The organism is Teichococcus wenyumeiae (assembly GCF_003696345.1).
Classification (GTDB): Bacteria; Pseudomonadota; Alphaproteobacteria; order Acetobacterales; family Acetobacteraceae; genus Pseudoroseomonas; species Pseudoroseomonas wenyumeiae.
The window spans coordinates 259280-279811 of sequence record NZ_RFLX01000004.1 but is presented as its reverse complement, the minus strand read 5'-3'; the positions used below and the strand labels follow the sequence as shown (position 1 = coordinate 279811).

Annotated in this window: 19 protein-coding genes; 9 read left to right on the top strand and 10 right to left on the bottom strand. The window is 68.4% G+C overall.

The genetic code is table 11. The annotated features are described in order from the left end of the window. Positions 1-199 precede the first annotated feature (199 nt). From gltA to EBE87_RS08585, 5 genes are all read right to left on the bottom strand, one after another. Positions 200-1498 carry a citrate synthase gene (gltA, locus tag EBE87_RS08605; RefSeq protein ID WP_120640160.1) on the bottom strand — a complete coding sequence of 433 codons (1299 nt, stop codon included), beginning with the start codon at positions 1496-1498 and terminating at the stop codon, positions 200-202. Between the two features lie 157 nt (positions 1499-1655). Next, positions 1656-2213, bottom strand: a complete 558-nt coding sequence (locus EBE87_RS08600; protein WP_158601006.1) for a thermonuclease family protein — start codon at positions 2211-2213, stop codon at positions 1656-1658. A gap of 64 nt (positions 2214-2277) precedes the next feature. Beyond that, on the bottom strand, positions 2278-3801 hold the full coding sequence (locus EBE87_RS08595) for a CYTH and CHAD domain-containing protein (RefSeq protein WP_120640162.1): 1524 nt from the start codon (positions 3799-3801) through the stop codon (positions 2278-2280). Positions 3802-3811: 10 nt separating this feature from the next. Further along, positions 3812-4348: a SixA phosphatase family protein gene (locus tag EBE87_RS08590; protein WP_120640163.1), complete on the bottom strand. Its 537-nt coding sequence runs from the start codon at positions 4346-4348 to the stop codon at positions 3812-3814. A gap of 105 nt (positions 4349-4453) precedes the next feature. Beyond that, entirely contained in the window at positions 4454-5650 is a 1197-nt protein-coding gene (locus tag EBE87_RS08585; protein ID WP_120638893.1) for an alpha-hydroxy acid oxidase, read from the bottom strand. An 85-nt stretch (positions 5651-5735) separates the two neighbouring features. On the opposite strand from EBE87_RS08585, the gene EBE87_RS08580 reads away from it, so the two are divergent. Next, positions 5736-6515, top strand: coding sequence for a FadR/GntR family transcriptional regulator (locus tag EBE87_RS08580; protein ID WP_120638894.1), 780 nt, complete (start codon positions 5736-5738; stop codon positions 6513-6515). A gap of 4 nt (positions 6516-6519) precedes the next feature. Here EBE87_RS08580 and EBE87_RS08575 read toward each other — a convergent pair whose 3' ends face one another. The 4 genes from EBE87_RS08575 to EBE87_RS08560 all read right to left on the bottom strand — a co-directional run bounded on the left by EBE87_RS08575 (position 6520) and on the right by EBE87_RS08560 (position 11276). Beyond that, positions 6520-7269, bottom strand: coding sequence for a metallophosphoesterase (locus EBE87_RS08575; protein ID WP_120638895.1), 750 nt, complete (start codon positions 7267-7269; stop codon positions 6520-6522). Positions 7270-7414: 145 nt separating this feature from the next. After that, complete coding sequence (gene pdeM / locus EBE87_RS08570) at positions 7415-8140, bottom strand: ligase-associated DNA damage response endonuclease PdeM (RefSeq protein ID WP_120638896.1); 726 nt, start codon at positions 8138-8140, stop codon at positions 7415-7417. A 60-nt stretch (positions 8141-8200) separates the two neighbouring features. After that, positions 8201-8740, bottom strand: a complete 540-nt coding sequence (locus EBE87_RS08565; protein WP_120638897.1) for a DUF1003 domain-containing protein — start codon at positions 8738-8740, stop codon at positions 8201-8203. A gap of 16 nt (positions 8741-8756) precedes the next feature. Then, positions 8757-11276: a ligase-associated DNA damage response DEXH box helicase gene (locus tag EBE87_RS08560; RefSeq protein WP_120638898.1), complete on the bottom strand. Its 2520-nt coding sequence runs from the start codon at positions 11274-11276 to the stop codon at positions 8757-8759. A 139-nt stretch (positions 11277-11415) separates the two neighbouring features. Between EBE87_RS08560 and EBE87_RS08555 the strand changes: the two genes are divergently transcribed. Together EBE87_RS08555 and EBE87_RS08550 are read left to right on the top strand one after the other, a co-directional pair. Continuing rightward, entirely contained in the window at positions 11416-11709 is a 294-nt protein-coding gene (locus EBE87_RS08555; RefSeq protein ID WP_147426092.1) for a lysophospholipid acyltransferase family protein, read from the top strand. 12 nt (positions 11710-11721) lie between these two features. Continuing rightward, a complete protein-coding gene (locus tag EBE87_RS08550) occupies positions 11722-11967 on the top strand; it encodes an LpxL/LpxP family acyltransferase (protein ID WP_120638900.1) in 246 nt (81 codons plus the stop codon). Here the strand turns inward: EBE87_RS08550 and EBE87_RS08545 are convergent. Continuing rightward, the gene (locus tag EBE87_RS08545; RefSeq protein ID WP_147426093.1) at positions 11964-12203 is read right to left on the bottom strand and encodes a hypothetical protein; all 240 of its coding nucleotides are present in this window, start codon (positions 12201-12203) and stop codon (positions 11964-11966) included. The two genes, EBE87_RS08550 and EBE87_RS08545, sit on opposite strands and share 4 nt — an antisense overlap. Positions 12204-12357: 154 nt before the next feature. Here EBE87_RS08545 and EBE87_RS08540 point away from each other — a divergent pair, with 154 nt between their 5' ends. The 6 genes from EBE87_RS08540 to EBE87_RS08515 all read left to right on the top strand — a co-directional run bounded on the left by EBE87_RS08540 (position 12358) and on the right by EBE87_RS08515 (position 20388). Then, a complete protein-coding gene (locus EBE87_RS08540) occupies positions 12358-12621 on the top strand; it encodes a DUF1467 family protein (protein ID WP_120638902.1) in 264 nt (87 codons plus the stop codon). Positions 12622-13011: 390 nt separating this feature from the next. Then, positions 13012-14328 carry a proline--tRNA ligase gene (gene proS / locus EBE87_RS08535; protein WP_120638903.1) on the top strand — a complete coding sequence of 439 codons (1317 nt, stop codon included), beginning with the start codon at positions 13012-13014 and terminating at the stop codon, positions 14326-14328. A 7-nt stretch (positions 14329-14335) separates the two neighbouring features. Continuing rightward, positions 14336-15589, top strand: a complete 1254-nt coding sequence (locus EBE87_RS08530; protein WP_120638904.1) for a lipoprotein-releasing ABC transporter permease subunit — start codon at positions 14336-14338, stop codon at positions 15587-15589. Then, complete coding sequence (locus tag EBE87_RS08525) at positions 15582-16265, top strand: ABC transporter ATP-binding protein (protein WP_120638905.1); 684 nt, start codon at positions 15582-15584, stop codon at positions 16263-16265. The genes EBE87_RS08530 and EBE87_RS08525 overlap by 8 nt, the downstream gene beginning before the upstream one ends. 39 nt (positions 16266-16304) lie before the next feature. Further along, positions 16305-19730 (top strand): DNA polymerase III subunit alpha, encoded by a 3426-nt coding sequence (gene dnaE, locus EBE87_RS08520; protein WP_120638906.1) that lies wholly within the window; start codon positions 16305-16307, stop codon positions 19728-19730. 1 nt (position 19731) lies between these two features. Next, a complete protein-coding gene (locus EBE87_RS08515) occupies positions 19732-20388 on the top strand; it encodes a DsbA family protein (protein ID WP_120638907.1) in 657 nt (218 codons plus the stop codon). Positions 20389-20532 lie beyond the last annotated feature (144 nt).

The window sequence follows — 20532 nt, the reverse complement described above, 5'->3', positions numbered from 1 at the left end:
GCGATGTTCAGGTTTCCGTTAAGCTTTTCAGTGAAAAGCAGATTCCGCTTGGCCGTAACTGAAACGCTTCTTTCCAGTGATGTGCAGCGCGCTCTCATTCCAGCATCTTATCAACTCAGGGTTGAAATAAAAAACCCCCGCCGGGCAGAGCCTGCGGGGGTCGAAAGCAGGTCGCGGCCGTGAGGCCGCGCCTCAGAACTCAGCGGGAAGTAGGGTAATCCCGCGACGCGGAGCCCGTGTAGATCTGGCGCGGGCGGCCGATGCGCTGGCCGGGCTCCTCGATCATTTCCTTCCACTGGCTGACCCAGCCCACGGTACGCGCCACCGCGAAGAGCACGGTGAACATGTGGGTCGGGATGCCCATCGCCTTCAGGATGATGCCGGAATAGAAGTCGACGTTCGGATAGAGCTTGCGGCTGACGAAGTAGTCGTCCTCCAGCGCGATCTTCTCCAGCGCCATGGCGAGGTCGAGCAGCGGCTCGTCCTGGATGCCAAGCTCCTTCAGCACCTCATGGCAGGTCGCCTGCATGATCTTCGCGCGCGGGTCGAAGTTCTTGTAGACGCGGTGCCCGAAGCCCATGAGCTTCACGCCGCTGTTCTTGTCCTTCACCTTCTCGATGAAGGAGGGGATGTTCTCAACGCTGCCGATTTCGCCAAGCATCTTCAGCACGGCTTCGTTGGCGCCGCCATGCGCGGGACCCCAGAGCGCGGCGATGCCGGCGGCGATGCAGGCGAAGGGATTGGCGCCGGTGGAGCCCGCCAGGCGCACCGTGGAGGTGGAGGCGTTCTGCTCGTGGTCCGCATGCAGGACCAGGATGCGGTCCATGGCGCGGGAGAGGATGGGGTTCGGCTTCCACTCCTCCGAAGGCACCGCGTTCAGCATGTAGAGGAAGTTTTCCGCGTAGCTGAGGTCGTTGCGCGGATACATGAAGGGCTGGCCGATGGAATACTTGTAGGCCCAGGCGGCAATCGTCGGGACCTTCGCGATCAGGCGGAAGGCGCTGATCTCGCGCTGCGCCGGATCGGTGATGTCCAGGCTGTCGTGGTAGAAGGCGGAGAGCGCGCCCACCACGCCGCAGAGGATCGCCATCGGATGCGCGTCGCGGCGGAAGCCCTGGAAGAAGGAGCGGAGCTGCTCATGCACCATCGTGTGCATGGTCACGCCGCGCTCGAATTCCTTCATCTGCTTCGCGTCGGGCAACTCGCCGTGCAGAAGCAGGTAGGAAACCTCAAGGAAGTTGCTCTTCTCCGCCAGCTGCTCGATCGGGTAGCCGCGATAGAGCAGAACACCTTCGTCACCGTCGATATAGGTGATCTTGCTGTCGCAGGCTGCCGTGCCGCCGTAGCCAGGATCAAAGGTGAAGACGCCGAGGTCGCTATAAAGCTTGCGGATGTCGAAAACGTCAGGGCCAATAGTGCCCTGGATCAGCGGCAGGGTCGTGCTCTTGTTGGACCCGTCCAGTGTGACTGTGACGGAACCTTTTGCCGGATTGCTCATGGCGTCTTCCTCTAGGGGGGGCGGTGCCGCCCTGTCGCGCGGCGCCGCCATGATGCAGCGCAAGATAGGCAGTGGTTCCTGCCCTTGTCCATCCGCCCCCGGGACGCAGACCCGCCATCTCCATCGGCGTCAGCCCGGCAGGAGGCGGGAAACGCGATCAGCGCTGCTGCCAGTCCTCCGGCGCGCCCGGCAGATGGGACCACAACCCGCGCCCGGCTTGCCGCGCTTCCGCTTCCAACGGCTGCATCGCCGCCTTTTCAGCCAGCGCCCAACCGGAGGAGATCAGCGCCGCATTCACCTCGACACCGCCCGCCTGGCAGGTGCCCAGCGGCCGGCCGAAGCCGTCGCGGCCCTTCACGCGGCAGGCAAGGTCATGGCCCTGCACCAGCCGCGCCAAAGCTTCGGCGGCCGTGGCGCCGCAGTCGAAGCCGACGCCATTGGCGGCGCGGCAGGTCAGGCCCCGCTCGGGCGACAGCAGGCCGGACAGGCGCAGCGTCCGCTCGCCCAGGCGCAGTGTATCACCGTCCACCACGCGCACGCTGGCAGCGGCGGCGGTCCAGTCCTGCTCAGATGGGGCGGAGCCGAAGAGGTTGGCGGGAAGCCCTAATCCGGCCAGTGCCACGGCGCCAAGGGAAAAGGCGGCGACCAGCAGCGCGCCACGCCAGCGGCTGGGGGCGGAATGGGAGGAAGATCGAAAGATGCGACGACGGGACAACACGCCGCCAAGCGTTAAACCAGGCACAGGGGCTGGTTCAAGCGGGGAGTAGGCTGGTCAAGCCTCAGCTATGCCAGAATACATCCTGGCGCTGCAGTTTCGCCCAGGCCTTGACCGCCTGCTCCCGCACCCCAGCGCCCTGCGCCAGCGCGAAACCCTCCGCCAGGCCCACGGCCCAGGGTCCCGCGCCGCCCCGGCCGCCGAGCCCCGCCACCAGGGCACGCGCCACATGGGTATCGTTGGCGATACCCAGCGCATCCTGCACGGCGGAAAGCCGCTTGATGAAGCGCCGCGCGGCCTTGCCCGGCCAGAGCGGCGCGAAGAGTTCCGCGGCGTAGCGCATCCGCTTGGCTTCCAGGCGGATCTCGTGCAGCGCCTCGGCATCGGCCGACCCGATATCGGCACCCTTTTTCCGAAGCTTCTTCCAGCGGCGGGTGAGGGTGGTGAGGGCAAAGGCGCGCAGCGGCGTCGCGGCCTCCACCGCCGTTTCCGCACCCCAGTCCCGCAGCACAGCCAACTCGGTGGCGGACCAGATCAGCCGGCGGAACTCCGGCCCATCCAGCATGGTGCGGAGCTTGGTGTAAGCGGCGTCCCGCCGTGCCCGGGCGGTGCGCAGCAGGGCCTCCAGGCGCCGCTCCCCGGGGCCGGCGGCCGTGGCCAGATCGGCGCCAAGGTCCTTCAGGAAGACATCCAGGTCGCGTGCTTCGCCCATGGCACGGGCGAAGTCGCGCAGCATGGCGTCCAGTTCGCGCAACCGGATGCCGTCCAGTACCGGCCGGAACTGCTTCAGGCAGGAGCGCAGCCGGCGCGTGGCGACGCGGCACTGGTGCACGCCTTCCGGTCCTTCCATCCGCCGCACGCGTTCGGCCTGCGCCACCAGCACCTCGGCCAGATGCGCGATGGCGAGGCTCAGGGCCTCCTCCACCGTGCCCGATTCATGCAGGTCCGGCGGGCCCAGGCGGCGGGGGCGGGGGCTGTCCTGGCGGGACAGGGCCCGGGCGGTTTCCGCCATGCCCGCAACGGCCGGCAGCAAGGGCAGGTCCTGCGCCAGCGCCTGGGCCAGCGGCAGCACCTCCGTGGCCGGGCCGCTGAGCAGCAGGCGCGCGACGGGCGCCTCGGCCGCCACGCACCGCAGGTTGCCATGCCGCAGCACCAGACGTACCGAGCCGCATTCCGCCTCCACCCGCCGGCCCTCGAAGGCTGCCAGGGGTAGGAGTGCCTCGCCCTTCGCGGCATCGGGCGCGTTCCCGGCACCGTATTCGCCCAGCATCGCCGGCGCGGCGCCGGGCGGGGTGAAGCCGGGTGGCGGCAGCGCCTGCAGGTGGCGGCGCGGACCCTTGCGCGGCGCTTCCAGCGCCTGGCCGAGCTTGGCCAGATGGCCATCGGCCGTATCCAGCCAGACGCAGCTTTCCGCCACGCCGCGCGGCCGCCCCGCCAGCCGGCGGACGAGGGCGGGATGGCGCCAGAGCTGCGCCACGCTCTCCGGCGGCAGGGCCAGTTCCAGCTCCAGGAGCGGACCGGCGGGCACGATGGCAGGTTCCGGCGCGGGTGGCGGCGCAGGCTCGGGCAGGGGCTCCGGCTCGGTCATGGGGTGCGGCTCAGGCCGCCATCTCGGGCAGGTCGTTGGGCGCGATGAAGCGGATCAGCCTGGCCTCCCCCGGCGCCAGCTCCGCCCAGGGCGTCGCCACCGCGAATTCCGCCAGCGCCGCGGTGGGATAGCCGCCGGCGAGGCGCTTGGTGCCCGGGGCGGTGCCGCGTTCCATGGCCTCATGCCCGGCCAGGGCCAGCGCGAGGTCGTGCATGCCGGGATTATGGCCGATGAGCAGCACGCTGCGCACCGTCTCAGGTATGCCGCGCAGCGTTTGCAACATCCGCTCCCAGGGCGCGAGGTAGAGGTCGTCCATCGGCTCGATGATCGGGCTGTCCAGCAGGGGCGAGAGCGCCTCCAGCGTCTGCAGCGTCCGGCGGGCAGAGGACACGAGCACGGCATCCGGCGCCAGGCCGAGGTCGCGCATCACGGCCGCCATCACCACGGCCGCGCGCTTGCCACGCGCGTTGAGGGGGCGGGCGTGGTCCGGCATCGCGGGGTCGTCCCAGGACGACTTGGCGTGCCGCAGCAGAATCAGTTGCCGCATGGCGCCAATGTGGCACGCCGCGCAGCGGCTGTAACGGGGGAAGGCGCCTTTCGAATTGTGACAAGCTGCGGGCGCCGCCCCTGCCAGGGGCGGCGCCCGCGCGCGTCATTCCGCCGCCGCGGCCGTCGGGCGGCCGCCGGCCGGGCGCACCACGTCGCCATGGCGGGGCGCATAGAGCACCTCGGAGGTCACCTCGCGCACGTCGCGGGTGCCGGTCAGCGCCATGCTGATGTCCAGCTCCTTGCGGATCACCTCCAGCGCCTGGGTTACGCCCTGCTGCCCGCCGGCGGCGAGGCCGTAGAGCCAGGCCTTGCCGATCAGGCAGCTCTTGGCGCCCAGCGCCAGCGCCTTCAGCACATCCTGGCCGGAGCGCACGCCGCCATCCATCATGATCTCGGTCTGGTCGCCCACCGCCTCGACGATGGAGGGCAGGACCGAGATGGAGGAAGGCGCGCCATCGAGCTGCCGGCCGCCATGGTTGGACACCACCATGGCATCCGCGCCCATGCTGGCGGCGATGCGGGCGTCATCCACATCCAGCACGCCCTTCAGGATCAGCTTGCCGGGCCAGATGGAGCGGATCCACTCCACGTCCTTCCAGGAGAGCGAGGGGTCGAATTGCCCCGCGATCCAGTGGGACAGGGTGTTCAGCCCTTCCTTGGCACCGGGCGCGTCAGCGAGGTTGCCGAAGCTCTTGCGCTTGCCCTGCAGCACCTTCATCGCCCAGAGCGGCTTGGTGGCAACGTCCAGCATGTTGCGCAGCGTCAGTTTCGGCGGCACCGCCAGGCCGTTCTTGATGTCGTTGTGCCGCTGGCCCTGGATCTGCAGGTCCAGCGTCAGCACCAGCGCCGAGCACTTGGCGGCGATCGCCCGCTCCACCAGGGAGCGGGAGAAGCCACGGTCCCGCATCACGTAGAGCTGGAACCAGAAGGGCTTGTCCACCGCGCCCGCCACATCCTCGATCGAGCAGATGGACATGGTGGAAAGGGTGAAGGGCACGCCGAAGGCATGGGCGGCGCGGCAGCCCAGGATCTCGCCATCCGCGTGGAACAGCCCGGTCAGGCCGGTGGGGGCGATGCCGACGGGCATGGTCACCGGCTCGCCCAGCATGGTTGTGGCGGTGTTGCGGTCCGAGACATCGATCATGACGCGCTGGCGCAGCTTCAGCGCCTGCAGGTCCTCGCGGTTGGCGCGCAGGCTGGCCTCGTCGTAGGAGCCGCGGTCGGCATAGTCGAAGATGGCGCGGGGGATGCGCCGGCGCGCGACATGGCGCAGGTCCTCGATATTGGTGACGGTGGGCATGATCTGTCCTCGGTGGCCTCTTTCCGGCCAGTTTCCACCCGCGTCCGGTTTTGGTAAAGAGTTTTGACCAGGAGAACCGCAGGCCATGCCCGATCCCATCCGGCCCCCGCCGCTGGCCAGTGCCGTCGCCGCGCATCTGGAAGGGCTGGTGCTGGAAGGCGTGCTGCGCCCGGGGGACCGTCTGGCGCCGGAGCGTGAGTTGGCGGAACGGCTGGGCGTCTCCCGCCCTTCATTGCGGGAGGCGCTGGCGGCGCTGGAGGAAAAGGGGCTGCTGGAATCCTCCCGCGCCGGCACGCAGGTGGCGGATTTCATGGCGCCGCTCTCCGCGCCGCTAGCCGGGCTCTTCGGCACCAGCCCCCGCATGGCCGAGGATTACTTCGAGTACCGCCGCCTGATCGAGCCGCAGGCCGCCGCCCTGGCCGCCAGCCGCATCACGCCGCCGGAGCGCGCGGCGCTGGAGGAATGCCTGGTGGCCATGGAAGCCGCCCATGCCCGCGCCCAGCCGGCGGAGGAGGCCGAGGCCGATACCCGGCTGCACCTGCTGGTGCATGAGGCCAGCCACAACCTGGTGCTGCTGCATGTGCTGCGGGTCTTCGCCGTGCTGCTGCGGCGGGGCATCCTGTTCAGCCACGAGCAATACTGGCAGCGCGACACCCTGCGCGGCGAGATCCTGGCGCAGCACCGCGCCATCGCCGCCGCTATCCTGCAAGGCCAGCCCGAGGCGGCGGCGGAAGCCATGCGCGACCATATCGGCTTCACCGAGCGCGCCTTCCGGTCGCTGCGGGCGGAAGCCGGGCGGCTGTCGGAATCGCTGCGGAAGCGGGACCGCCAGGGGCTTGTGGCGGAGGATCGGGCAGGGGGCTGAGCCCCTACCAGGGCAGGTCGATCCAGGAGAGATGGCCACCCTTGCCGGCCCCGGTATCCAGGAACACCGCCCGCCCGCCGGCCGCCGCCACGGCGACATAAGGCCGGCCATCGGCGCTGCGGGTCTCATGCCCGCAATAGACGGTGATGCCGGAAGGGATGCGGTGCACCCAGTTGTGCAGCCGCTCCGGATAGCCGTCGATGCGGGTGCGGCTGGTGACCTGGCCAAACAGCGCCCGGGGAACCAGCCCTTCCGGCTTGCTGCTGCCGGCGTGTGGCGGCGGTGGTTCCCGCAGCATGCGCGGGTGGAAGCCGCCATGGACGAACAGCCAGGGTCCCAGCCGCAGCCAGGCCGGGGCGCGGCCGATGACATCCAGCGCCCCCTGCCGCAGCGCCTCGGCATCCGGGGCGGCGGCGATCTGCTTCAGCGTCACGCCCAACCCTTCCGGGTCCGGCCGCACCAGGGCGCCGGAAAGCGCCCGCCGCAGCTTGTGGTCGTGGTTACCCAGCAGAAAGATGCCCTGGTGCTCGGTTACCATCTCCAGCGCCATGCGCAGGGTGGCGGCGCTGTCCGGCCCCCGGTCCGTCAGGTCACCAAGCTGCACCGTGAAGAGCCGCTTGTCCTTTGCCCCGGCCAGGGCGGCGCCGAAGCCATTCGCGTCGCCATGCACATCCCCCACCACGCGCAGCCCCTTGAAGCCGGCACGCAGCGCGGCCAGCGAGGGAACCTGCGTCGAGGTGCTGGCGACGTTCATGAGGCGGGCCGCTCCCCCGCCGGTACCGTGCCGCCGCTGGCGGGCCTGGCCTGTGCAAAGCCCTTTGCGGCTGCTGGGGGATTCGGGTGAGTTGCCGGCCGGAGCGCTCCCTGGCTTCCGGGGGTGGCGGAGAATGATGAAGCTTTCATGTCGGCTGTAACGATTCAGCCGGCCTTCCGGTCACCGCGGCAAGATGCTTCATCGGCCCGACAGCGGCGCTGTAGAGCCGGTCCTTGCCCAGCAGGAAGGCGCGGCCGCCGCGCGGGAACAGCGCCGCGATGGGCTGGGCCGTGATTTCCAGCCCACCGGTATAGGCGCCGAAGGCCGGCAGCATCACGCGCCGCGCATCGGCCAGGAAGCAGGGGCGCGTCACCGGGCCGCAGCGGGTGGGCAGGCTGGCCTTGGGGTGGAAATGGCCGCTGAACTCGAAGCCGACCTCCTTGCCCGCCATCCCGATATGGCGGAACACGAAGGGGCCTTCGCGGAATTCCTCCACCGCCTCACCCGGCAGGCCATCCGGCGCCACCGGGTCGTGGTTGCCCAGCACCCAGGTGACCAGCCGGTTGCCCAGCAGGTGCATCAGCGCCGCGCGGTCCGCCGCCTGCATGCGGGAGGCGCCCTCGGCGTCGTGGAAGCTGTCGCCCAGGAAAACGATGCGCCCCGGCGTGTAGCGCCGCATCAGAGGCGCGAGGCGGGACAGCGTCTCACGGGTATCGTAGGGGGGCACGAAGCGGCCGTGCCGGGCGAAGTGGCTGCCCTTTTCCAGATGCAGGTCGGAAACAGCCAGGATCTGCCGGCTGGGCCAGAACAGGGCGCCGGAAGGATCGAGCAAAAGACGCTCGCCGGCCAGATGCACGGGTGCGGAGATCATGTTCAACAACGGGTTAGCGGAGGGCGGAAGAGCCGGGAAGGTGCAAACTGCTGCCGGCTGTCAAGATCTTGAAGCAAGCCGATCCAGCATAATGTCCAGCTTCCGCTCCAACTGATCGAAGCGAAGGGCGTCCAGCTTCTCGTGCAACGCCATGATCTCGATCTCGGCCTTCAGGTTGACCTCGTAGTCGAGGGAGGCCGTCATGCGGTCACGTTCCGCCTGCCGGTTCTGCGACATCATGATCAGCGGCGCCTGCAAGGCCGCGATCATCGAGAGCACGAGATTGAGGAAGATAAAGGGATAGGCGTCGAAGGGCGTGCCATAGCGGGTCAGGATAACGGTATTGGCCAGAACCCAGGCCGCCATGGTGCCCACGAAGAGGTTGATGAAGGTCCAGGAGCCGCCGAAGCGCGCCACCTTGTCCGCGATGCGGTCCCCCAGGCTGTCCGCATCCGCCACGGCGTGGTTGACGTTCCGCGTCACCGGGTGGCGCTTGGCGATCTGCAGCAGGACCCGCCGCTCGCGCGGGGTGAACCGCTCGAAGCCGTTGTCGAGAAGCTGCTGCGCCAGCAGCGTGACACTCTGATCTGTGCTTTTCATCTGGGTCCAGCCGTCGTTAGCGCCGTGGCCGCCGGCGCGCGAGGCGCATGGAGCGGGACTGGCGGGGTGGGTGTTCCTTGGGCGCGGATGCTTCCGGCGTGCCGTCGGTAAGATCACCGGTGAAGCTATCCTCGCCGCCGGTGGCTTCTTCCACCAGGGCCACGGCCTCGGCCAGCAGCGCATCCTCGGCGCTGCCGGAGACCCATTCGCGCCCTTCCTCGATCAATGCCGGCACCGCCAAGGGGGAGACGCGGTTCAGCCGCCGCACGCGGATGCGGCCCCGGGCGCGTTCCAGCAGGCTGCCGATGCGCGCCACGTCCGTCAGGCCGAAGGCGGCCTCGGCACGGGTGGCGCGCAGCAGGATATGGTCGGGCTCGTGCTTGCGCAGCACGTCGTAGATGAGGTCCGCCGACATGCTCATCTGCCGCCCGGACTTCTCCTGGCCCGGATGGTTCTTCTCCAGCAGCCCGGCGATGGTGGCGATGTTGCGGAAGGTCCGCCGCAGCATGGAGCTTTCAGCGATCCATTCCTCCAGCTCCTCGCCCAGCAGGTCTTCCTCGAAGAGGTGCTCCACATCCGTGGGCTCGAAGGCCGACCACACCGCCATGACGTAGTCGGTGCCGAGGAATCCGAGCGGACCCAAGCCCATATGCTCCATCCGCCGTGTCACCAGCATGCCCAGCGTCTGGTGCGCCAAGCGTCCCTCGAAGCAATAGGCCACCAGGAACCAGCGGTTGCCACGCGGGAAGACCTCGACCAGCAGCCCCTCCAGCGGCGGCAGCTCGGAGCGCTTGCGCTGCATGGCCAGCCATTCCCGCACTGGCTCCGGCAGCGCCTTCCAGTGGCGAGGATTGGAGAGGATCTCGCGCACCCGCAGCGCCAGGCTGGTGGAGAGCGGCAGCTTGCTGCCGGCATAGGCGGGCACGCGCGGCTCACCCTCGCCGCCGCGGGAGACGATGACGGCCATGGGGTCCAGCCGCTCATAGCGCAGCACCTGGCCGGCGAAGATGAAGTTGTCGCCGGGTTCCAGGGTGGAGACGAACCATTCCTCCACCTCGCCCAGGATGGGTCCGCCACGCATCCGCACCTTGAGCAGCGGCGTCTCGACAATGGTGCCGAGGTTCATCCGCAACTGCCGCGCCACCTGCGGCCCGCGCACATGCACGCGGCCCTCATAGTCGCGGAACAGCCGCCGGAAGCGCTCGTAGCCCGAGAGGGCGTAGCCGCCATCCTCGACGAAGCGCAGCGTGTCGTCGAAGTCGCGGCGGGAGAGGGTGGCATAGGCGGCGGCGCCCTTCACCTCCGCATAAAGGTCATCGGGGAAGAAGGGGGCGTGGCAGGCCATGGCCAGGATATGCTGCGCCAGCACGTCCAGCCCGCCGGGGCGGGGCGGGTCGCCATCCACCTCGCCCTCGGCCACGGCCTCGATGGCCGCGCGGCATTCGATGACCTCGAAGCGGTTGGCGGGCACCAGCGCGGCGCGGGAAGGCTCGTCCATCCGGTGGTTGGCGCGGCCGACGCGTTGCAGCAGCCGCGCCACGCCCTTGGGCGCGCCCACCTGGATGACCTGGTCCACCGCGCCCCAGTCGATGCCCAGGTCCAGCGAGGCGGTGGCGACCACGGCGCGCAGCTTCCCCGCCGCCATGGCGGCCTCCACCTTCCGCCGCTGTTCCACGGTGAGGGAGCCGTGGTGGAGCGCGATGGGCAGGTTGTCCTCATTCAGCCGCCACAGTGCCTGGAAGCAGAGCTCCGACTGTGCGCGGGTATTGGTGAAAACAATGGAAACGCCGGCTTCCCGCAGCCGCTCATAAACCTCCGGCATGGTGGAAAGGCCCATATGCCCGCCCCAGGGCAGCCGCCCGGCGGGCAGGATGGTGCCGATCTCCGGTGCCGCGCCGCCGGCCGCGCGCACCAGCCGCACCTTGTCCGGATCGGCATCCCGCGCGCACCAGGCGGCCAGCGCCTTCGGATGCGCCACGGTGGCGGAAAGCCCCACCCGCCGCAGGCCCGGCGCCAGGGTGGAAAGGCGGGACAGACAGAGCGCGAGCTGGTCCCCGCGCTTGGTGCCGGCCAGGGCGTGGATCTCGTCGATGACAACGCAGGCCAGGTTGCCGAAGATCTCGCCCGCATCCGGCAGGGAGAGCAGCAGGGTCAGGCTTTCGGGCGTGGTGAGCAGGATCTGCGGCGGGTCCTGCCGCTGCCGGGCGCGGCGGTTGGCCGGGGTATCGCCGGTGCGGGTCTCGATCCGCAGGTCGAGGCCCATTTCCTCGGCGGGGATTGTCAGGTTGCGGGCGATATCCACCGCCAGCGCCTTCAGCGGCGACACATATAAGGTGTGCAAGCCAGGGCGCGGGTCGCGGTGCAACTGGATCAGGCTGGGCAGGAAGCCCGCCAGGGTCTTGCCGCCACCGGTGGGGGCGATCAGCAGCGCGCTCTCGCCCGCTTCGGCCGCCGCCAGCATCTCCATCTGGTGCGGCCGGGGGCGCCAGCCGCGTGCGGCGAACCACCCCGCAAAAGGTTCTGGCAATGTTCGCATCTGTGGGGCGGATATGGGGCAGGGTGGGCGGGGGCGGAAGGGCGCGAGATTCAGCAGATGTGCATTTTGCCGCCGCAAGACGGGCATGATATCGCAGAAGGCCGCCGTTTTTCGGCTGGAGGTATCTGGGTGCGGTGCTATGGCACGGCGCATTGGGCCATTGCTACCGGTCTCGAACGTCGCCCGCCGCCACCTCTCCCCGGCCTTCCTGGAGAGCGATTCGCCCTGGCGTGAGGCCGTGGTGCGTGACGCCTGGGCCAGCCTGGGCAGCACCGTGCTGGAGCTGCCCCTGGTCGCGGCGCTGGATGAAACCGCCGAGGGGCCAGGTTGGGAAGTGATCGGGCGGGAGCATCTGCCGTCCCCCGGCACCCGCGCCATCTGCTTCTCCGCCCATATCGGAAACTGGGAGGTGCTGCCGCGCGCCAGCTCCTGACAGGGCTTCGTGATGGGCAGCTTCTACCATGCTCCCGGTAACCCGCTGGTGCTAGGCTATACCCAGCGCATCGGCCCTGGCCGCTTCCGGGTGGTGGTGGAGCCGCCGTTACCCTTGCCCAACAGCGGCGACATGGCCGCCGATATCCGCAGCCTGATGCTGGCGGTGAATGGGCGGATCGAGGCCTGGATTCGCGGCAACCTGTGCCGGTGGCTCTGGCTGCACCGCCGCTGTTCCAAGGCCATGTATCGCCGCTAACCCACCACCAGCAGGGCGCCGGAGGCATAAAGCGTTTCGCGCAGTCCGGGGGCAGGGGCCAGCATTCGCACGCCGGAGGAAGACTGCCCCAGCACCCGGATGCTGCCCAGGCGCGGCAGGGCTGCTTCGGCCGCAGCCTCATTCTCATAGAGGGCGATCAGCGGTGCCTCGACGGCGCAGGGGCCGCGCAGCGTTTCGGACGCGAGGGAAGGGCGTGTGGCGGTGGCGGTTAACATGGCGCGGAACATCGCAGCGGTTGGTTTCCGGAATATGAAGGGCCGACGACATTCCCGCGGCATCAGGTCAGCGCCAGACACATGCCTGCGCCACCCTCTGGCCTTGCCTGCCCGATAGGCCTATTGCCGCCGCAGCAAGGCAGGAGGAACCGCAATGGGCTGGGTAACAGGAATCATGGTGTACTTCCTGTGCTGGTGGACCGTGCTCTTCGCGATCCTGCCCTTCGGCATCCAGCCCGATGCCGACGGCGCGCACCAGACCGGCGGCTGGCGTGGCGCGCCTCGTCAGCCCCTGATCGTCAGTAAGGTGATTTGGACGACGGTGGTGGCGACCGTGGTTTGGCTGGGAATCTATCTTCTGGTCACCAGCGACTGGCTGAGCTTCCGCCACGGCTGGCTGGCGATGACGCCGAAATAGGCAGCAATCCACGTTTTAAAGTGGCATTGCGCAAAAATGCACCACATCTTGCCTGATCGCCCGATTTTTCGGCTTTTTCGTCAGGCTTTTACGTTGATAGCCAGTCAGCGGGCAGGCAAAGTTTTCCTCAGGAAGAGAGCTGGTTCTCTTCCTGCCGTGTGACTGGCGTTTCCTCCCTAAACTCGGGCCGCACCTTGGTGCGGCCTTTTTTTTGTACCGCCTGCGTTAAGGCGCGCCAAGAACAATCTGTAGAAAGTTTCGTCCAGGCCGTTCACAACGACTTTTTGTTGCGGCGCACCATGAGGCCATGCTGAAGCAGGGCCCCTCCCTGGTATCCTGGGCCATTCCCCCTTACGTTCCGCGCCAAAGCTTTGGACCGGAGCCTTTCCCTTGCGCCTCTCCCGCGCCTTCCTGCCGACCCTGAAAGAAATCCCCGCCGAGGCGGCGATCGCTTCCCACAAGCTGATGCTGCGCGCCGGAATGATCCGGCAGACCAGCGCCGGCATCTATGCCTGGCTGCCACTGGGCTTGCGCGTGCTGAAGAAGGTCGAGCAGATCGTGCGGGAGGAACAGGACGCCGCCGGCGCCCAGGAAATCCTGATGCCGACGATCCAGAGCGCCGATCTCTGGCGCCAGTCCGGCCGCTACGACGACTACGGCAAGGAGATGCTGCGCATCCGCGACCGGCATGACCGCGAGATGCTCTTCGGCCCGACCAACGAGGAAATGGTCACGGACATCTTCAAGGGCTACGCCAAGTCCTACCGCGATCTGCCGCGCAACCTCTACCACATCCAGTGGAAGTTCCGGGACGAGGTGCGCCCCCGCTTCGGCGTGATGCGTGGCCGCGAGTTCCTGATGAAGGACGCCTATTCCTTCGACATGGATGTGGAGGGTGCGACCCGTTCCTACCGCGCCATGATGCTGGCCTATATGCGCACCTTCCAGCGCATGGGCCTGCGCGCGGTGCCGATGCGCGCCGATACCGGCCCCATCGGCGGCAACCTCTCCCACGAATTCATCATCCTAGCGCCGACCGGCGAAAGCACCGTCTTCTACGACGCCGCTTTCGAGGAGCTGAAGCTCTCCCATGCCGACTACAGCTACGAGAAGCCGGAGGATCTGGAGAACTTCTTCAGCCAGGTCACCGGCCTCTATGCCGCGACGGACGAGATGCACGACGAGGCCGCCTGGACCCAGGTCTCGGCGGATCGCCAGCGCGAGGGCAAGGGCATCGAGGTCGGCCACATCTTCTTCTTCGGCACCAAGTATTCCGAGAAGATGGGCCTGACGGTGGCCGGCCCCGACGGCCAGCCCGTGGTGCCGCAGATGGGCAGCTACGGCATCGGCGTCTCCCGCCTGCTCGGCGCCATTATCGAGGCGAGCCACGACGAGGCCGGCATCATCTGGCCGGACGCGGTGGCACCCTTCCGTTGCGCCATCCTCAACCTGAAGCCGGGCGACCTGGCGACGGATGCGCTCAGCGAGAAGCTCTACGCTGCCCTGGGGGGCGATGCCGTCTATGACGACCGGCCGGACCGCGCGGGCGTGAAGTTCAACGACGCCGACCTCGCCGGCTACCCGTGGCAGGCCATCATCGGCCCGCGCGGCGCCGCCAACGAGAAGATCGAGCTGAAGCGCCGCGCTACGGGCGAGCGGGCGGAAGTGTCGCTGGAAGAAGCCCTGCACCGCATCATGGCGGGCTGAGCACCGCATGTTCGGCGCCTTCGAACGCATGGTCGCCTTCCGCTACCTCCGGGCGCGGAAGGGGGAGCGGTTTGTCTCCGTCATCGCCACCTTCTCCCTGGTGGGGATCGCGCTGGGTGTGGCCACGCTGATCATCGTCATGTCGGTGATGAACGGCTTCCGGCAGGAACTGCTCGGCCGCATCCTCGGGCTCAACGGCCATCTCGGCATCTATGCCGCCGATGGCGGTGGCCTGCGGGACTTCGACAGCATCCTGGCCAAGGTGCGGGGGCTGCCGGGCATCCAGTCGGCGGCGCCCATCGTGGAAGGGCAGGTGCTGGTGACCAGCGAGGGCGGTGGCGCCACCGGCGGCTTCGCCCGCGGCATCCGGCCGGAGGACCTGAAGGCGCGGCCGATCCTGGCTGGCAATATCGTCAGCGGCAGCCTGGATCAGTTCGGCGGCGACGACAGCATCATCATCGGCACGCGGCTGGCGCAGAAGCTGCGGCAGGGTGTCGGCGGCAAGCTGACGCTGGTCTCGCCGCAGGGCCGCACCACCGTCATCGGCATGGTGCCGCGGCTGAAGACCTACAACATCGTCGCGCTCTTCGACACCGGCATGAACGAGTACGACAGCGGCTATATCTTCATGCCGCTGGCCTCGGCGCAGACCTACTTCCAGCTGCGGGACGCGGCCTCGCAGATCGAGGTCTTCGTCAACAACCCGGACCAGGTGCGGCCGGTGACGCAGGAGATCATCCGCACGCTCTCTCCATTGCCCTTCCGCGTGCTGGACTGGCAGGCCAGCAACAGCAGCTTCTTCGCGGCGGTGCAGGTGGAGCGGAACGTGATGTTCCTGATCCTGACGCTGATCATCGTCGTGGCCGCCTTCAACATCATCTCCTCCCTCATCATGCTGGTGAAGGACAAGGGGCGCGACATCGCCATCCTGCGCACGATGGGCGCGAGCTCCGCCGCCATCATGCGGATCTTCCTGCTCTGCGGTGCCTCGATCGGCGTGCTGGGCACCTTGATCGGCTTCGGGCTAGGGCTGGTCTTCTGCCTGAACATCGAGCGCATCCGGCAGGTCCTGCAATCGCTGACGGGCACGCAGCTCTTCAGCCCGGAGGTGTATTTCCTGACGCGCCTGCCGGCCATCGTGGACCCCAACGAGGTCACGCAGGTGGTGCTGATGGGCCTCGGCCTCTCGCTGCTCGCGACGCTTTATCCCTCCTGGCGCGCGGCCAAGACGGACCCGGTGGAGGCCCTGCGCAATGAATGACATGCCGCGCCTGCGCCTTTCCGGCGTCACGCGTTCCTTCCGCACGGAGGCCGGCGAATTGCCGGTACTGCGCGGCGCCGATCTGGACCTGTACGCCGGTGAGATCGTGGCGCTGGTGGCGCCGTCCGGCACCGGCAAGTCCACGCTGCTGCATCTGGCGGGGCTGCTGGAAAAGCCCGATGGCGGGCAGGTGCTGGTGAACGGCCAGGACACCACCGGGCTGGCCGACAAGGCCCGCACCGGGCTGCGCGGCAAGACCATCGGCTTCGTCTACCAGTTCCACCACCTGCTGCCCGAGTTCACGGCGCTGGAGAATGTGGTGCTGCCGCAGATGGCCATCGGCACCGCCCGCCCGGCTGCCGAGGCGCGGGCGCATGAACTGCTGGCCTCCTTCGGGCTGGCGGGGCGGGAAGGGCACCGCCCTGGCCGCCTTTCGGGCGGCGAGCAGCAGCGCGTGGCCATCAGCCGCGCCCTGGCCAACCGCCCCGGCCTGCTGCTGGCGGACGAGCCCACCGGCAACCTCGATGTCGGCACCTCCGACCTGGTGTTCACGGAACTGCTGGATGCCGTGCGCAATGCCGGCGTGGCGGCGCTGATCGCCACACATAATCCCGACCTCGCCGCCCGCATGGACCGGGTGGTGACGCTGCGCGAAGGCCACGTCGTCCCGGCCTGAAGGCGTGAAGCCGGGCAGGGGAGGTGCTATATCCCTCCCATGTCCGGTTCCTTCGTCCATCTGCACACCCATTCCGCCTATTCCCTCGCCGAGGGCGCCATCAAGGCGGACAAGCTGGCGGTGCTGGCCAAGGAGGCCGGCATGCCGGCCCTGGCGCTGACCGACACCGCCAATATGTTCGGCGCCCTGGAATTCTCGAACTACTGCTCCGGCAAGGGCGTGCAGCCGATCATCGGCTGCCAGCTCAACCTGACGCGCGCGGCGACGGATGACCGGCCGGAACAGGCGCGCCTGCTGCCTGACCCGCTGGTAGTGCTGGCGATGAACGCGCAGGGGCTGGAGAATGTCCAGCGCCTGTCCTCGCATGGCTTCCTGCGGGACGATCCTTCCGGCAAGCCGACCATCACGCTGGACCTGCTGCGCAGCCATTCCGAGGGCGTCTTCCTGCTGACCGGCGGCACAGCCGGGCCACTGGGCCGGCTGCTGTCGGAAGGCCGCAAGGAGGCCGCCGCGCATCTGCTGGATGCATTGAAGGAAAGCTTCTCCGACCGCCTGGCGGTGGAGCTGACCCGCCACGGCCTTCCGGTCGAGCGCGGGCTGGACCCGGCGATGCTGGCCCTGGCCGATGCCGCCGGCCTGCCGGTGGTCGCCACCAACGATGTCTATTTCGCCAAGCCGGAGATGTACGAGGCGCATGACGCGCTGCTCTGCATCGCCGAGGGGCGCACCCTGGCGGAGCCCGACCGGCGCCGCCTGACGGCCGAGCATTACTTCAAGTCCGCCGCGGCCATGCGGAAGCTCTTCGCCGACCTGCCGGAAGCCTGCGACAACACGCTGGCCATCGCCCGCCGCTGCCACATCATGGCGGAGAACCGCAAGCCCGAGCTGCCGATCTGCCCCAAGGTGCAGCCCGGCATGACCGAGGCCGAAACGGTGCGCGACATGGCCCGGCGCGGGTTGGAAGCACGGCTGGACGCGCAGGGCACGACGGAACGCAAGGTCTACCACGACCGGCTGGAATTCGAGCTCAACGTCATCGAGAAGATGGGCTTCTCCGGCTACTTCCTGATCGTGGCCGACTTCATCCAGTGGGCGAAGCAGCAGGGCATTCCCGTGGGCCCCGGGCGTGGCTCGGGCGCCGGTTCCGTCGCTGCCTGGGCGCTGCTGATCACCGACCTGGACCCGCTGCGCTTCGGCCTGCTCTTCGAGCGCTTCCTGAACCCCGAGCGCGTGTCGATGCCCGACTTCGACATCGACTTCTGCCAGGACCGGCGTGACGAGGTGATCCAGTATGTGCGCCGTGAATATGGCGAGGACCGCGTGGCGCAGATCATCACCTTCGGCCGGTTGCAGGCCAAGGCGGTGGTGCGCGACGTGGGGCGCGTCATGGGCATGCCCTATGGCCAGGTGAACCGCATCGCCGAGCTGATTCCCTTCAACCCGGCCAAGCCCGTGACGCTGCAGCAGGCGCTCGACGGCGAGCCGCGCCTGCAGGACATGCGCGCGGACGAGACGGTAGACCGGCTGATGGAAACGGCCCTGGTGCTGGAAGGGCTTTACCGCAACGCCTCGACCCACGCGGCCGGCGTGGTGATCGGGCGCAAGCCGCTGATCGACATCGTCGCGCTCTACCGCGACCCGCGCTCCGACATGCTGGTGACGCAGTATTCCATGAAATACGTGGAAAATGCCTCGCTGGTGAAGTTCGACTTCCTCGGCCTGAAGACGCTGACGGTCTTGCAACGCGCGGTGGAGATCCTGGCGGAGCAGGGCCACGAGGTCGATCTCACCCGCATCCCGCTGGACGACAAGAAGACCTACGACATGCTGGCGCGCGGCGACTCCGCCGGCGTGTTCCAGTTCGAAGGCCAGGGCATGCGGGACTGCCTTCGCATGATGCGGCCCGACCGCTTCGAGGATCTGATCGCCGCCGTCTCGCTCTACCGTCCGGGCCCCATGGCGAATATCCCGGCCTATTGCGCCCGCAAGCATGGCGAGGCCTGGGAGCCGGTGCATCCGGCCATGCGCCACCTGGTCGAGGAAACCTATGGCATCCTGGTCTACCAGGAGCAGGTGATGCAGATCAGCCAGGACGTGGCCGGCTACAGCCTCGGCGGCGCCGACCTGCTGCGCCGCGCCATGGGCAAGAAGATCCGCTCGGAGATGGAGGCGCAGCGCAAGATCTTCGTGGACGGTGCGGTGAAGAACGGCGTGCCGGAAGGCAAGGCCGGCGAGATCTTCGACCTGATGGAGAAGTTTGCCGAATACGGCTTCAACAAATCTCACGCCGCCGCTTATGCGCTGGTTGCCTATCACACCGCCTATCTGAAGGCGAACCACCCGGTGGCCTTTATCGCTGCCTCCATGACCTTCGACATGGACAAGACGGAGAAGCTGGCGAACCACATGCAGGAGGCCTCGCGCCTTGGCATCAAGGTGCTGCCGCCGGACGTGAACCGTTCCGCCGCCGATTTCCGGGTCGAGAAGGACGCCGAGGGCAACGAGTGCATCCGCTTCGCCCTCGCGGCAGTGAAGCGCGTCGGCTTGCAGGCGATGAAGGACCTAGTGGCCGCGCGCGACCGGCCCTTCGAATCCGTTGCCGATTTCGCCGGTCGCGTCGATCCTAAGCTGCTGAACAAGATGCAGCTGGAGAACCTGGCCCGCGCCGGCGCCTTCGATACGCTGGAAAAGAACCGCGCCAGGGTGATGACGGGTGCCGAGGTGATCCTGCGCCGCGCTCAGGCCAAGGCGGAGGAACGTGCCTCCAGCCAGATCGGCCTTTTCGGCGGTGGCGACGCGCGGCCCGAGCCGCTGCGCCTGCCGGAGATCCCGGACTGGCCGGAACTGGAGCGCCTGTCGCATGAGGCGGAGGCGGTGGGCTTCCATCTCTCCGCCCATCCGCTGGACACCTACAAGGAAGCGCTGCGGAAGCTGGGGGCGACCTCCATCGCCCTTGCCCAGGCGCGGGCGGAGGCGGGCGTCGGGCGCCTGAAGCTGGCCGGCACCGTGGTGAACAGCAAGGAGCGCACCACCCGCACCGGCAGCCGCATGGCCTGGGTGCGCATCTCCGATTCCTCCGGCAGTACCGAGGTGACGCTCTTCTCCGAGGTGCTGCTGCGCTCGCGCGAGATGCTGAAGGAGGGCAATGCCATCCTGGTCACCTGCGAGGCGCGGATGGAAGGCGAGACCCTGCGCCTGACCGCGCAGGACCTGGAGGGGCTGGACAAGGCAGCGGCCGGGCTGCGGCAGATGTTGCGCCTGACCATCGACGACATTGCCGCCGTGGAGCCGATCCGCACGTTGCTGGAGCGGGAAGGGCCGGGCAAGGGCAAGGTCGCGCTGATCCCGCGCACCGGGCCGGGGCAGGAGATCGAGGTGCTGCTGCCCGGCTTGTTCAATGTCTCCCCCCGCATGGCGCAGGCCATGAAGGTCGTGCCTGGTGTCGCCCATGTGGAGGCCGGCTGAGATGCATGAGTTCTTCTATCTCTACGACCCGCTCTGCGGCTGGTGCTACGGCGCCACGCCCGCCGTGGTGAAGCTGGAGCTGGAGCCCTCGGCCCTGCTGCACCCCCTGGCCACCGGCCTCTTCGCCGGGGGCGAGCGCAGCATGACGCCGGATTTCGCGGCCTATGCCTGGACGAACGACCAGCGCATCGCGCAGCTGACGGGCCAGGTATTCTCCGAAGCCTATCGGGAGAAGGTGCTGGGCAACCCAGCCGGGCGCTTCGACTCCACCGCCGCCACCCGGGCCCTGACCGCCGTGCACCTGACCGAGCCGGCGAAGGAGCTGGAGGCGCTGCACCGCATCCAGCTGCTGCGCTACGTGGACGGCCAGGACAACACCGACCCGGCGCAACTGCTCGCCGTGCTGCGGGACCTGGGGCTGGATGAGGCGGTGGCGCTGCTGGAGTCGGACGACCCCGGCCTGGACGAGGCCATGGCCACCCGCCAGGCCATGGCGGAGAAGCTGATGCAGGGCCTCGGCATCCGCGGCGTGCCGGCCCTGGTGCGGCTGGAGGAAGGGCGGCCCGTCCCGCTGCCGAACGCCATCCTCTTCGATGATCCGACAACGCTGCCGGTGCGCCTGGGGCTGCGGCCGGATGCGGAGGACGATATCCGCTAGTTCCGGCAGGCCAAGCTTGCCCCGGCCGGCGGGGCATGCCATATGCCGCCGCGTCCGCCCCGGGATGCGCCCGGGACGGGCAAATCCGCACGCGGCGCGCCCTTCCACCCACATGGTGCCAGGGTCCGGTCCCCCGAGAGGGGG